Consider the following 12,617-nt stretch of genomic DNA (forward strand, 5'->3'; position numbering starts at 1 on the left):
CATGACGGGAAATTTCTTTATCAACCGGCTACCGGCGTGGCAATCGCAGCGGGCTTCGGCACCTTGATCTCGACCTTGAGCAGCTTCTTCAGCGTCTCGAAGTAGGCCATCAGCTGCGCCTCGTTCAGCGCGCGCGACAGCTGCGGTTGCTGCTGCTTGCGCAGTTCGCTCGTGGCAGGATCTGCCGGCAGCACCTGGTTCACGCGCACGATGGCATAGCCCTGGTTGCCCAGATCCACGCCTTCGAAGGCCGGCAGCTTGCCGGTCTTGGCGCGCATGGCCGCATCGACCACCGGCGGCACCAGGGTGGACTGCACACGCGAGACGACAACGGTTTCACCCATGTCACCAGCAGCGGCCGGGTTGGCCTGCCAATCCTTCAGCTTGGCCAGGGCATCGGCCTTGGCCAGGGCGGCGGCCCGGTCCTGCACATAGGCTTGCGTTACCGCCGGCTTGATGTCGGCCAGCGCCTGCTGGCCTGCGGCATGGTATTCGACCAGACGGCCGGCTACCAGCTCGTTGCTGCCGACTTCAATCGTCTGGGTATTCTGCTTCTTGCTGATGGAATCGGCGGCAAACAGCGCCTGCAGGAAATTGCGGTTGGCCAGCGGGCCCTGGGTGCCCGGAGCCGGCGTGCGATGCACGTTGCTGGCGGTCTGCAGCTGCAGACCCAGTTCGGCAGCCAGTGTCTTCAGCTCGGCCGGATTGCGGAACACGCCGTCGCTGAAACGCTCGGCCAGTTCACCAAACTTCTGCTGCGCCATCTGCTGCTTCAGCTCGGTTTCGATGGCGGCCTTGTGCGCCTCGAAACCCTGCTGGGCGGCTCCCTGCACATCGGTCAGCTGGATGATGTGGTAACCAAAATCGGTTTGCACCAGATCACTGATCTGGCCTTTTTCCATGCCGAACAGCTTGTCCAGGAAGGCCTGGGGCAAGCCAGCGGTATTGCGACCGATCATGCCCAGATCACCACCGTTCGTGGCCGTGGTGGCATCCTGCGATTGGGTCCGTGCCAGTTCGGCAAACCTGGCCGGATCCTGGCGCAGCTGGGCCAGCAGCGCTTCGGCGTGCTTGCGCGCGGCATCACGCGTGGCCTGGTCGGCACCGGCGGGCACCGTGATCAGGATATGGCTGGCGCGGCGCTGACCGGCATCGGCAAAGCGCTCCTTGTTCTGCTCGTAGTAGTTGCGCATGTCCTGATCGGACACGGTGATGGTGCGCTCCACGGCCGGCATGTCCAGTACCGCGTATTCCACGGTGGCCTGCTCGGTGGTGCGGAAACGCTCCTTGTGGGCATCATAGAAAGCCTGTACGGCGGCATCATTGACCGGCACCTGGCTGACGTAACGGGCCGGATCAAAGCCGGCCAGCTGGATTTCGCGGCGCTCGAAGAAGGGGTTCAGCACCAGATTGGCGCTGTTCTCAGGCATCCAGCCGCCAGCGGCGATCACGCCTTCCAGCACCTGCTGTTGCGACAGGCGGGTACGCACCATGGCCTCGTAGCCGGCGGGCGTCAGGTTCTGTGTGGCCAGCAGCTGCTTGTAGCGTTCCTCGTCCAGCTTGCCATCGGGGCCGCGCAGGCCGGCGATGGCGGGATCGTTGAGCAGTTCACGCGCCAGACGCTGGTCGCTGACGAACAGCTTCAGCTTGCTGGCTGCGGCAAACAGCACGCGCTCCTGCACCATCGATTCGAGTGTGGCGTATTTGGCCTGGGGCGAATCGAGCAGCGCGCTGTCAAGACCCGGCTGGCTGGCGCGCAGGCGGTCGGCCTCGCTGCGGTGGGCTTCATCCCACTCGGCCTGGGTGATTTTCTGGCCGTCCACGACAGCCACGGTCGCGTGTGAGGCATCGTTCATGCGCTGATAGTTCTCGAAGCCGAAAAACACGAACGAAGGAATGATGAGCGCAAACAGCAGCACCATCATCCACTTGGTGTGCTTGCGAATGAATTCAAACATGCAAGGGAATCCTGTTGGCTGGCAGATGCCAGCAGAAGCAGCGACGCAAAGGCGCCGGCAGGCAGGGAAGACGGGCCGGAGGGAGCAGGCCCGGAGACTCAGCGGAAGATTTTACTTCAATGTGCCGCAGCGCTGCCGGCACTGCCCTCGCCCATTGGCAGGCAGACGCACACCTCCAGCCCGCCCAGCGGACTGTCGTGCAGCTGCAGCCGCCAGTCATGCAGCTCGGCAACCCGCGCCACGATCGCCAGCCCCAGGCCGGCCCCCTGCCCGGCACCCTGACGGAAGAAGTGCTCGAACACGCGCTCGCGCAGTTCCGGTGCAATACCCGGCCCGCTATCCTGGAAACGCAGCCGGATGCCATCGGACTGGCGCTCCAGCACGACCTGGATCTGCCCGCCTGGCGGTGTATGGCGAATCGCGTTGGCCACCAGGTTCTCGACCAGGCTGTGCAGGCCCTGCTCGTCGGCATGGATGACAAAACGCTCCCCCGGCTGTACCTGCAGCGTCAGCTCCTGATCGCGCTGCAGGCTGAGCGTGATCAACTCGGCCAGCTCCTGGCGCAGAAAGGCCGCCAGATCCAGCGCCACGCGCTGCAGGCGCACCAGGCCGGGCTCCAGCCGTGCCAGCAGCAGCAGCTGTTCCGACAGGTGGGTCGCACGCACCACGTTGCGATCGATCTGCCGAATAGCGGCTTCGCGGTCGGCCGGATCGGGGGCATGCAGGGCGTTGTGGGCCTGGACATGCAGCACCGCCAGCGGCGTGCGCAGCTCATGGGCCGCATAGGACAGAAAGCGGCGCTCGCGTTCGCGCGCCTCGGTCACCTGCCCGAGCAGGCCGTTGAGCGACTGCAGCACGGCTTGCAGCTCGGCCGGTGCTGCACGCAGCTGCACCGGTTCCAGCTGCTGCGGACCCCGCTGACGCAGCGACCCCGCCAGCTGTTCCAGCGGCCGCAGTCCCCAACCCACCACCAGCCAGACCAGCAACAGCAGCAAGGGGATGCCGAGCAGCTCCACCCACAGACTGCGGCTGGCGATACGCGTGGCGAGCTCGCTGCGCACATCGGCACGATCACCCACCAGCACCCAGCTGCCGCGTGCCGGATCGTGGTGCAGGTAAATGCGCCAGTCCCAATCGTCCTGGCGCACCTCGTAGTAACCGGGCAGCAGTCCGGGCAACAGCGTCTGCCCGTCCGTCTCCGGTGAGGCCTGCGGGCTGGCATGCAGGGCCCCGCTTTCGCGCAGCTGGCGCAAGCTGTCCAGCTGCTGCACCGGGGCTGATGGCGAAGCCAGGATCAGGCTGCCATCGGCCCGGAACACGACAAAAGCCAGTTTGCTTTCATATTCATGCACATAGTGGCGGAAGGCGGGAGACTGTTCGCTCAGGGTCGCGGCCTGTCGCAGCGCCTGTTGCACCGCGGCGCCCTCTTGCGGCGTCATGGCGGGATGCGCCAGCACGGCCAGCATGCGCGCCGATTGCGTCAGCTGGGCATCGAACACTTCCTCGATTTCGATGCGGGCATCGGCATAGCTGCGCCAGCTCATGACACTCAGCGCCACGGTGAGCAGGATCAGGAGCGCACCGAGAATGCGGCTGCGGATGGATCGCATCATGCCGGATCGATGCGATAGCCCACGCCACGCACGGTGCGGATCAGCTCCGGGTAGAGCTTTCGGCGCAGGTGGTGGATATGCACTTCGAGCGCATTGCTTTCGGCGGCGCTTTCGCTCCAGCCATACAGCACTTCCTCGAGCCGGTCACGCGTGAGAACGCGACCCGGCTGCGACATCAGCTGGTGCAGCAGCAGGAATTCCTTGCGCTGCAGCGTGACCACCTCTCCCCGGCAGCTGACTTCCTGGCTGACCGGATCGAGCCGCACGCCGCCATGTTCCAGCACCGGTTGCGGGCGGCCAAAGCTGCGGCGCAGCAAGGCGCGCAGACGCGCCGTGAGTTCGCCCACTTCGAATGGCTTGATCAGGTAATCGTCGGCACCGGCATCCAGCCCCTGGATGCGGTCACTGGTGGCATCGCGCGCGGTCAGGACCAGCACCGGCACCGCCTGCTGGCGTTCGCGCAGGCGGCGCAACACGTCCAGCCCGTCCATATCGGGCAGGCCCAGATCCAGTATCGCCAGGTCAAAGCGTTCATGCGTCAACGCATGCAGCGCGCTGCGCCCGTCCTGCACCCAGTCCACGGTATAGCCTTCGGGCTTGAGGGCGACGCGGATGCCTTCGCCAAGAGCAGGATCATCTTCAACAAGCAGCAGGCGCATGGTGGGCAGCAACAAAAGGGGAAACTGCCCGCCAGTATAGGACTGTCAGCGGCTGCGCGGATCAGGACACGACGCGCGACGGCCCGGCCTCCTGGCGGATTTGCGGCAGTTTCTTGCGCATGGCCTTGTCAACAACGCCGGGCAGGATCTGGTTGATGCGCACGAACAGTTTTTCCGGCCAGCCCAGATAGCGCTCGTGGCGCGTCCCCTGCATGGCCTGCAGCACCTGTTGCGCCACCCGCTGCGGCGTGTCCATGGTGCTACCAAGCTGCTCGTTCATGCGCACGGCGGCTGCCGTATGCATGCTGGTGCGGGTGGCGCGCGGAGCCACATAGCGCACCTGTACGCCGGTATCCGCCAGCTCGCGCCGCAGCGCTTCGGCGAAGCCGCGCAGGGCAAACTTGCTGGCGCAATAAGTGGCATAGCCGGGGTGACCAATGGAGCCTAGCACAGATCCCAGCAACACCACCACGGCCTGCGGTTGCTGCTGCAGCATCGGCAGCAGCCGGCGCGTGAGTTGCAGCGTGGCCGTGACATTGACGCTCAGCAAGGCCTCTATGCTCTCTTCATCCTGGGCCGCAAAGCTGATCAGCTCGTTCAGCCCCGAGGCATGCAGCAGCACGCTGGCACCACCCCAATCGCGTACCGCAGCCTCGACCGCATCGCGGCCGGCGCGTGTGGCCAGATCCGCCTCGACCGTGCGCATACGCTGCCACCGCCCTGCCGCCAGGGCATCCAGCGCCGAACGGCGGCGACCCACAATCAGCACCTGCGCCCCAGCGGTCAGCAACTGCTCCAGCAATTCCTGACCGATGCCGCCGGTGGCTCCGGTCAGCACGACACGTGCATGCTGCAGTTTCATGCGGCCAGCTCCTGCGGCAGCGGCAGAAAGCGCCCGGTCACACAGAATTCGATCCGGTAGCGCGATGCTGGCGCTTGCGTTGCGGACTGCAGGGGAAAATCCATCATCTACTCCTTCGCCCATCGGGGCTCGGGAAGGATGATGCGGATGAAGGCTTAGCGGAAGCTTAAGATCGACGCCGTTTCAGGGAAAAGCTCTGGTGCTTGGAACCTCTTTGTGGTTGCCCGAGACTCCCCCTGCCGGATGCGTTCAGACAAAGAAAAACGGCCTAGAGTTTCCTCCAAGCCGTTGTTTTCATTGCCATTTTCAATTGAAAGGGTGGTGGGTGCTGACGGGGTCGAACCGCCGACCTACGCCTTGTAAGGGCGCCGCTCTACCAACTGAGCTAAGCACCCCACGCCGATCAATTCAGGGCATCTTTCAGTCCCTTGCCGGGACGGAATTTCGGAATTCTAGCAGCTTTGATCGGGATTTCCTCGCCGGTCTGCGGATTTCTGCCTTTTCTTGCCGCGCGCTTGGCCACATCAAAGGTACCGAAGCCCACCAGAGTCACGCTGCCGCCTTTTTTAAGGGTGGTGGTCACGGCCCCTAGGGTGGCCTCCAGCGCGCGCGCTGCAGCCGCCTTGGAGATGCCAGCCTGTTTGGCGATATGTTCGATCAACTCTGTCTTGTTCACGGTAGTCCCCCGATGGTTTGCTTGTATGGAGCGCATGTCTGGAGCCTGGACGGGTGCATGGACAGTCCGGGGCATACATGCGTTACGCCACCAGGGCACAGTCGTCCTATCCGATCCATTGTAGCGAGCTTGCCCGGGGCACTCCATGTTCCATTTGGCGACGTGTCGCGTTTTCGTCGTCAGGGCTTACCCCGCCAGCAACTGCGCCACTGCCCGGCCCATGTCTTCGGTGCTTGCCAGGCCGCCGTGCAGATCCGGCGTGCGTGGCAAGCCGTTCTGCGGGTCCAGTACCTGCTCGATGGCGTGCACGATGGCATCGTGCGCCTCGCGGTGACCGAGGAAATCCAGCATCATGGCGCCAGCCCAGATCTGCCCGACCGGATTGGCGATGCCCTTGCCGGCAATGTCCGGAGCGGATCCGTGCACCGGTTCGAACAGCGAAGGAAAGCGCCGCGTCGGATTCAGGTTGGCGCTGGGTGCGATGCCGATGGTGCCGGTACAGGCCGGACCCAGATCGCTCAGGATGTCGCCAAACAGGTTGCTGGCAACCACCACGTCAAAGTAGTCGGGTCGCTGCACGAAGTGCGCCGTGAGAATGTCGATGTGGAACTTGTCCACCACCACGTCCGGATACTGCCTGGCCATCAGCGCCACGCGCTCGTCCCAGTAGGGCATGGTGATGGCAATGCCGTTGGACTTGGTGGCGCTGGTCAGGTGCCGGCGCGGGCGCGACTGCGCCAGCTCGAAGGCAAAGCGCAGCACGCGATCCACGCCCAGGCGCGTCATCACGGTTTCCTGCATCACCATTTCGCGTTCGGTCCCCTCGAACATGCGGCCGCCGATGGAGGAATACTCGCCCTCGGTGTTCTCGCGCACAATCAGCATGTCGATCTCGCCAGGCTGGCGCGGGCTGCCGTCGCGGCGCACTACTGGCGCCGTCACGCCCGGCATCAGGCGCGCCGGACGCAGGTTGATGTACTGGTCGAATTCGCGGCGGAACAGCAGCAGCGATTCCCACAACGAGATGTGATCGGGAATCTTGTCCGGCCAGCCCACGGCACCAAAGTAGATTGCATCGTGTGTGCCGATCTGCTGTTTCCAGTCTTCCGGCAGCATGCGGCCGTGCTGCCGGTAATAGTCCCAGCAGGCGAAATCGAAATGGTCGAACTGCAGGCCGATGCCAAAACGCCGGGCTACTGCCTGCAACACGCGCAGGCCTTCGGGCATGACCTCCTGGCCGATGCCGTCACCGGCGATGACGGCAATGCGGTGCGTCTTCATGGGGCAGCGCGCTCAGCGGATGCGCTGGCGGATTTCGGGAATCGCCTTGCGCATGTAGTAGACCATGGACCAGACCGTCAGCACCACCGCCAGCCACAGCAGGATGTTGCCCCAGAAACGGGTATCGATCAGGCCGAACAGCTGGCCGTTGAACAGCAGGAAGGGAATCGCCGTCATCTGCACCGTGGTCTTGAGCTTGCCGATCATGTGCACCGCCACGCTGCGCGAGGCACCGATCTGCGCCATCCATTCGCGCAGCGCCGAAATGGCTATTTCACGGCCAATGATGATGAGCGCGGCAAAGACATCGGCCCGCTGCAGGTGCACCAGCACCAGCACGCTGGCGCAGACCAGGAACTTGTCAGCCACCGGATCCAGAAAGGCACCGAAGGCCGAGGTCTGGTTGAGCTTGCGCGCCAGATAACCGTCAAACCAGTCCGTCATGGCAAAGATGATGAACATCAGCGCCGCCACCAGGTTCTGCGTCTGCTCTGCCAGCGGCAGGTAGAACACCGCCATCAGCAGGGGAATGGCCGCAATGCGCGTCCAGGTCAGGGCGGTGGGAATGGTGAGGAACATGGCTTGCAAGGGGAAACGGTATCCTGCCGATTGTGGCATGGAAACTCCGCGGCCCCGGCAGCGTCAGTGCAATGCCCGGTAGATCTGTGCTGCCAGCTCGGAAGAGATGCCCTCGACGCTGGCCAGATCCTCTTCCGAGGCCTTGGCGACACCGGCCACGCCACCAAAGCGCTGTAGCAGGCGTGCACGCCGTTTCGGGCCGATGCCGGGAATCTCCTCCAGCCGGCTGCCGCCGGTGCGCACACGGGCGCGCTTGGCACGCATGCCGGTGATGGCAAAGCGGTGCGCCTCGTCCCGGATCTGCGCCACCAGCATCAGCGCCGCCGAGTCCTGACCAAGCCAGATCTTCTCGCGGCCATCGGCAAACACCAGCTCTTCCAGACCGACCTTGCGGCCCTCGCCCTTTTCCACGCCGACGATGCGCGACAGATCCATGCCGAGATCGCCGAAGACCTCGCGCGCCACGCCGACCTGGCCCTTGCCGCCATCGATCAGCACGATGTCCGGCCAGCGCGGAGCCTGGCTGCCCTCGGCCGCTTCACCTGTTGCACCCGATTCCGCCGCCTGCTCCTGCCAGGCGCGGATCTGTTCGGCCAGCTTGCCGTAACGGCGCTGCAGCACCTGGCGCATGGCGGCGTAATCGTCACCGGGCGTGATGCCCTCGATGCCGTAGCGACGGTAGCGCGAAGGCTGCATGGCGTGGTTCTGGAACACCACGCAGGAGGCCTGGCTGGCTTCGCCGGCGGTGTGCGAAATGTCGAAACACTCGATATGCAGGCTGTCGAGTTCCTCGCGCTCCAGGCCGAGCGCCTCGGCCAGCGCACGGGTGCGCGCGCGCTGCGAGCCTTCTTCGGCCAGCAGGCGTGCCAGCTGCAGGCCGGCATTCTGCTCGGCCATCTGCAGCCAGGTGCGGCGCAGCTCACGCGGCTGGTGCACCGCAGTGATCTTGCGGCCGGCCTGGGCCGACAGCGCCTCGACCAGCGCCGGCTGCAGCGGCACGCTGGTCACCAGCACGGACGGCATGTCCGAACCCAGGTAGTGCTGCGCGACAAAGGCTTCGAGCACGGCCTGCTCCAGCTGTCCGTGCGTGGCCTCGATGCCGCCCTCCTCGCCCTCGACCAGCTTGCGCGCATCATCGAGCTGCGACGGAAAATGCGGCTTGTCGCCCAAATGGCGGCCACCGCGCACCATCGCCAGGTTGACACAGGCCTTGCCGCCCAGCACCTTGACTGCCAGGATGTCGACATCCTTGTCGGAGGTGGATTCGACCGCCTGCTGGTGCAGGATATCGCTCAGCGCCGACAGCTGGTCGCGCACCAACGCCGCCTGCTCGTATTCCATGCGTTCGGAGTGTTCCATCATGCGCTGCTGCAGCTGGCGCATGACATCGTCGGCAGAACCGTCGAGAAAGGCTTCGGCATGGGCCACATCGGCGGCATAGGCTTCCGGGCTGATCAGGCCGACACAGGGGCCGGTACAACGCTTGATCTGGTACAGCAGGCAGGGCCGCGTGCGGTTGCTGAATACCGAATCCTCGCAGGTGCGCAGCCGGAACACCTTTTGCAGCAGCTGGATGGTTTCCTTGACCGCCCAGGCATTGGGGTACGGACCAAAATAGCGGTTGTGCCTGTCGGTGGCTCCCCGGTAATAGGAGATGCGCGGAAACGCGCCGGCTTGCGGCCGGTCATCCGGCTGGCTGCCGGGACGGCTGCCGCTGAAACGCAGATAGGGGTAGCTCTTGTCATCCCGGAACAGGATGTTGTACTTGGGCTTGAGCGTCTTGATCAGGTTGTTTTCCAGGATCAGCGCCTCCGCTTCGGATCGCACCACCGTCACTTCGAGCCGGCGGATCTTGCCCACCATGAAGCCGATGCGGGTACCGCCATGGTCCTTCTGGAAATAGCTGGAAACGCGCCGCTTCAGGTGGATTGCCTTGCCGACATACAACACCTGGTCATCGGCATCGAAATAGCGGTACACGCCAGGCAGCGCCGGCAGCGCCGCCACCTGCTCCAGCACGGCGGGATCATGGCCGCTGCTGGCCGCTGGCACCGGCTGGTCCGGCTGCTGGGGTGGCTGGGAAGATGCACTCATGCCTGCATTGTAGAGTTGCCGCATGGAGATGACGGACAATGCGGACATGCCTGACACCACTGCCCTGCCCGCCCTGCAATGGGACATTTTCTGCACCGTGATCGACAACTACGGCGATGCCGGTGTCTGCTGGCGGCTCGCCAGCCAGCTGGCCAGCCGCGGCCAGCGCGTACGCCTGTGGATCGACCAGCCGCAGGTGCTGGCCTGGATGGCGCCGGCGCCGGGCGATGTGGAAGTGCGCCATTGGGCCAGCCCGCTGCCGGCTGCCGCCCTGCCCGCCACACCGGGCGACGTGCTGATCGAGGCCTTTGGCTGCCAGCTTGATGACAGCGTGCAGGCCTGGTGGGCGCAGCACCATGGCACGGACGGCGGCCTCTGGCTGAACCTGGAATACCTGTCGGCCGAGGACTATGTGCTGCGCTGCCACGGCCTGCAGTCGCCCGTCATGAGCGGACCGGCCGCCGGCTGCAGCAAGCGCTTTGTCTATCCCGGCCTGGTACCCGGCACCGGCGGGCTGCTGCGTGAAACGGATCTGCTGCAACGGCAACAGGCACTTGACCGCGCCGGCTGGCGGCAGCGCATGGGCGTGGCGGCGGACAGCCAGCTGGTGCTGAGCCTGTTCTGCTACGAACCACCGGCACTGGCGACCCTGCTGCAGCAGCTGTCGGCTGATGCCGCACCCGGCAGCTGGCTGGTGTTCCAGGGCCGTGGCCGCGTGCTGCTGGAGCAGTTGGTGGGCCACAGCCTGCCGGTGCAGCACGGCAACAGCCAGCTGCTGCCGCTGCCCTGGCTGGATCAGGCCGGCTTTGACGAGGTGCTGTGGGCCAGCGATTTCAATGCCATGCGCGGCGAGGATTCGCTGGTGCGCGCACTCTGGGCCGGCCAGCCCTTTGTCTGGCACATCTATCCGCAGGACGACGACGCCCACCACGCCAAGCTCGATGCCTTTCTGGACTGGCTGCAGGCGCCAGACGACTGGCGCGCCTTTCACCATGCCTGGAACGGCATCGGCGATGCCGCGTTGCCGGCGCTGACCCCGGCGCGGCTGGCGCGCTGGCGTGCCTGCGCGCTGGAGGCGCGTGCGCGTCTGCTGGCGCAAGCGGATCTGGTCAGCCAGCTGCTGGCACTGGCCACAGCCGGCTGAATATCCGGCCAGCCCGGGACTCAGGCGCTGCGCGTATCGGGCAGGCGACGCGCAATCTCGGCCACCAACTGCTGCGCCAGCACACGCTTGCTGGCATGCGGCAGCTCGGTGGTGCCCTCGGCATCGACCAGCAGCAAGGCGTTGTCATCCTTGCCGAACGTGGCCGGTCCGATATTGCCAACCAGCAGCGGCACCTGCTTGCGCACGCGCTTGGCCTGGGCATTGGCTTCCAGATCCTGGCTTTCGGCGGCAAAGCCGACGCAGAACAGCGCGCCATTCTGCGCCTGCGGCGTCTGCGCCACCGTGGCCAGGATATCCGGGTTCTCGACAAAGGCCATGGCCGGTACCTGGCCGCTGCCATCCTTCTTGATCTTGTGCTCGGCGGCTTCGGCCGGACGCCAGTCGGCCACGGCAGCGGTAGCCACGAAAATGCCGTACTCGGGCAGATGCAGGCGTACCGCCTCCAGCATCTGCCGGGCACTCTGCACATCGATGCGGGTCACGCCTTCGGGCGTGGGCAGGTGCACCGGGCCGGCCACCAGCTTGACCGTGGCACCGGCTTCCTGCGCCGCGCGCGCAATGGCAAAGCCCATCTTGCCACTGGAATGGTTGGTGATGCCGCGCACCGGATCGATGGCCTCGAAGGTCGGGCCGGCGGTGACCAGCACCTGCTGGCCGGCCAGCACCTTGGGGCTGAACCAGGCCACCACCGCCTGCAGCAGCTGCTCCGGCTCCAGCATGCGGCCATCGCCGACTTCACCGCAGGCCTGGTCGCCATGGCCGACGCCCAGCACCTGGGCCCCATCGGCCGCCACCTGCGCCAGATTGCGCTGCGTGGCCGGGTGGGCATACATCTCGCGATTCATGGCCGGGGCAATCAGCAGCGGCTTGCCGGCCGGTCGGGCCAGGCAGGTCAGGCTGAGCAACTCGTCGGCGCGGCCTTGCACCAGGCGCGCGATGAAATCGGCGCTGCACGGAGCCAGCAGGATCAGGTCAGCATCGCGGCCCAGGTGGATGTGCGGCATGTTGTCGGCAGTGCGCGCGTCCCACTGGCTGAGTACCACCGGGCGGCCGGACAGCGCCTGCATGGTGACCGGCGTGATGAACTGGCAGGCGGCCTCGGTCATCATCACCTGGACCGTGGCACCGGCCTTGATCAGCAGGCGGCACAGCTCGGCCGACTTGTAGCAGGCCACCCCACCGGTCAGGCCGAGCAGGATATGGCGGCCCTGCAGGTCACCGGCGGCTGGCATAACGGAACAGCTGTCCATGGAATCCTCCTTCAATCCTGCCAGTGCTGCAGGCCGTCAATGGCCATGGCATAGCCCTGCACGCCCCAGCCGCACATCACGGCGCGTGCCGCCGGCGAAATATAGGAATGGTGGCGGAAGGCCTCGCGCGCAAACACATTGCTGATGTGCAGTTCGACCAGCGGCACTGCCGTGCCCTTGATGGCATCGAGCAGGGCCACGCTGGTATGGGTATAGGCACCGGCATTCAGCACCACACCGGCCAACAGGCCTTGCGCCTGCAGGCGGCCAGCCTCATGGATGGCATCCACCAGATCACCCTCGTGGTTGCTCTGGCGGAAATCGAGCGTCCAGCCATGGCGTGCGCAGGCCTGCCGGCACAGTTGCTCGACATCGGCCAGCGTGGACGAGCCATACACCGCCGGCTCACGCGTGCCAAGCAGGTTGAGGTTGGGGCCGTTGAGCACGACCACGGTCTTGGTACTGGGTGCAGTTGTCATC

At 65.4% G+C, this 12,617-nt stretch carries 11 protein-coding genes and 1 tRNA gene; 1 reads left to right on the forward strand and 11 read right to left on the reverse strand.

Annotated elements, in window-relative coordinates:
- Positions 1-20 precede the first annotated feature (20 nt).
- From C513_RS0100250 to uvrC, 9 genes are all read right to left on the reverse strand, one after another.
- On the reverse strand, positions 21-1,958 hold the full coding sequence (locus C513_RS0100250) for a SurA N-terminal domain-containing protein (RefSeq protein WP_018714020.1): 1,938 nt from the start codon (positions 1,956-1,958) through the stop codon (positions 21-23).
- Between the two features lie 116 nt (positions 1,959-2,074).
- Positions 2,075-3,571, reverse strand: coding sequence for a HAMP domain-containing histidine kinase (locus C513_RS0100255; protein WP_018714021.1), 1,497 nt, complete (start codon positions 3,569-3,571; stop codon positions 2,075-2,077).
- The gene (locus tag C513_RS0100260) at positions 3,568-4,230 is read right to left on the reverse strand and encodes a response regulator (RefSeq protein WP_018714022.1); all 663 of its coding nucleotides are present in this window, start codon (positions 4,228-4,230) and stop codon (positions 3,568-3,570) included. The genes C513_RS0100255 and C513_RS0100260 overlap by 4 nt, the downstream gene beginning before the upstream one ends.
- Before the next feature lie 61 nt (positions 4,231-4,291).
- Positions 4,292-5,092 (reverse strand): SDR family oxidoreductase, encoded by an 801-nt coding sequence (locus C513_RS0100265; RefSeq protein WP_018714023.1) that lies wholly within the window; start codon positions 5,090-5,092, stop codon positions 4,292-4,294.
- Positions 5,093-5,411: 319 nt separating this feature from the next.
- Positions 5,412-5,487: transfer RNA gene (locus C513_RS0100275), tRNA-Val, on the reverse strand.
- Between the two features lie 8 nt (positions 5,488-5,495).
- A complete protein-coding gene (locus tag C513_RS0100280; protein WP_018714025.1) occupies positions 5,496-5,804 on the reverse strand; it encodes an HU family DNA-binding protein in 309 nt (102 codons plus the stop codon).
- 150 nt (positions 5,805-5,954) lie between these two features.
- Positions 5,955-7,049, reverse strand: coding sequence for a tartrate dehydrogenase (locus C513_RS0100285; protein WP_018714026.1), 1,095 nt, complete (start codon positions 7,047-7,049; stop codon positions 5,955-5,957).
- 12 nt (positions 7,050-7,061) lie between these two features.
- A complete protein-coding gene (gene pgsA / locus C513_RS0100290; protein WP_018714027.1) occupies positions 7,062-7,628 on the reverse strand; it encodes a CDP-diacylglycerol--glycerol-3-phosphate 3-phosphatidyltransferase in 567 nt (188 codons plus the stop codon).
- Between the two features lie 63 nt (positions 7,629-7,691).
- Complete coding sequence (uvrC, locus tag C513_RS0100295; protein ID WP_051084360.1) at positions 7,692-9,722, reverse strand: excinuclease ABC subunit UvrC; 2,031 nt, start codon at positions 9,720-9,722, stop codon at positions 7,692-7,694.
- Between the two features lie 46 nt (positions 9,723-9,768).
- Here uvrC and earP point away from each other — a divergent pair, with 46 nt between their 5' ends.
- Complete coding sequence (gene earP, locus C513_RS0100300; protein ID WP_026320375.1) at positions 9,769-10,866, forward strand: elongation factor P maturation arginine rhamnosyltransferase EarP; 1,098 nt, start codon at positions 9,769-9,771, stop codon at positions 10,864-10,866.
- Positions 10,867-10,886: 20 nt separating this feature from the next.
- Here the strand turns inward: earP and coaBC are convergent, their stop codons facing one another.
- On the reverse strand, positions 10,887-12,137 hold the full coding sequence (gene coaBC / locus C513_RS0100305; protein ID WP_245552777.1) for a bifunctional phosphopantothenoylcysteine decarboxylase/phosphopantothenate--cysteine ligase CoaBC: 1,251 nt from the start codon (positions 12,135-12,137) through the stop codon (positions 10,887-10,889).
- An 11-nt stretch (positions 12,138-12,148) separates the two neighbouring features.
- Positions 12,149-12,616 (reverse strand): type II 3-dehydroquinate dehydratase, encoded by a 468-nt coding sequence (gene aroQ / locus C513_RS0100310; protein ID WP_018714031.1) that lies wholly within the window; start codon positions 12,614-12,616, stop codon positions 12,149-12,151.
- Position 12,617: the final 1 nt, after the last annotated feature.

It is taken from the genome of Allobrachymonas chironomi DSM 19884, assembly GCF_000374625.1.
Lineage (GTDB): Bacteria > Pseudomonadota > Gammaproteobacteria > Burkholderiales > Burkholderiaceae_C > Brachymonas > Brachymonas chironomi.

Bases quoted from the DNA above. Each gene is read 5' to 3' on its own strand.
- C513_RS0100250 (WP_018714020.1), bottom strand. From the start codon at position 1,958: ATGTTTGAATTCATTCGCAAGCACACCAAGTGGATGATGGTGCTGCTG.
- C513_RS0100255 (WP_018714021.1), bottom strand. From the start codon at position 3,571: ATGATGCGATCCATCCGCAGCCGCATTCTCGGTGCGCTCCTGATCCTG.
- C513_RS0100260 (WP_018714022.1), bottom strand. From the start codon at position 4,230: ATGCGCCTGCTGCTTGTTGAAGATGATCCTGCTCTTGGCGAAGGCATC.
- C513_RS0100265 (WP_018714023.1), bottom strand. From the start codon at position 5,092: ATGAAACTGCAGCATGCACGTGTCGTGCTGACCGGAGCCACCGGCGGC.
- C513_RS0100280 (WP_018714025.1), bottom strand. From the start codon at position 5,804: ATGCGCTCCATACAAGCAAACCATCGGGGGACTACCGTGAACAAGACA.
- C513_RS0100285 (WP_018714026.1), bottom strand. From the start codon at position 7,049: ATGAAGACGCACCGCATTGCCGTCATCGCCGGTGACGGCATCGGCCAG.
- pgsA (WP_018714027.1), bottom strand. From the start codon at position 7,628: ATGTTCCTCACCATTCCCACCGCCCTGACCTGGACGCGCATTGCGGCC.
- uvrC (WP_051084360.1), bottom strand. From the start codon at position 9,722: ATGAGTGCATCTTCCCAGCCACCCCAGCAGCCGGACCAGCCGGTGCCA.
- earP (WP_026320375.1), top strand. From the start codon at position 9,769: ATGCCTGACACCACTGCCCTGCCCGCCCTGCAATGGGACATTTTCTGC.
- coaBC (WP_245552777.1), bottom strand. From the start codon at position 12,137: ATGGACAGCTGTTCCGTTATGCCAGCCGCCGGTGACCTGCAGGGCCGC.
- aroQ (WP_018714031.1), bottom strand. From the start codon at position 12,616: ATGACAACTGCACCCAGTACCAAGACCGTGGTCGTGCTCAACGGCCCC.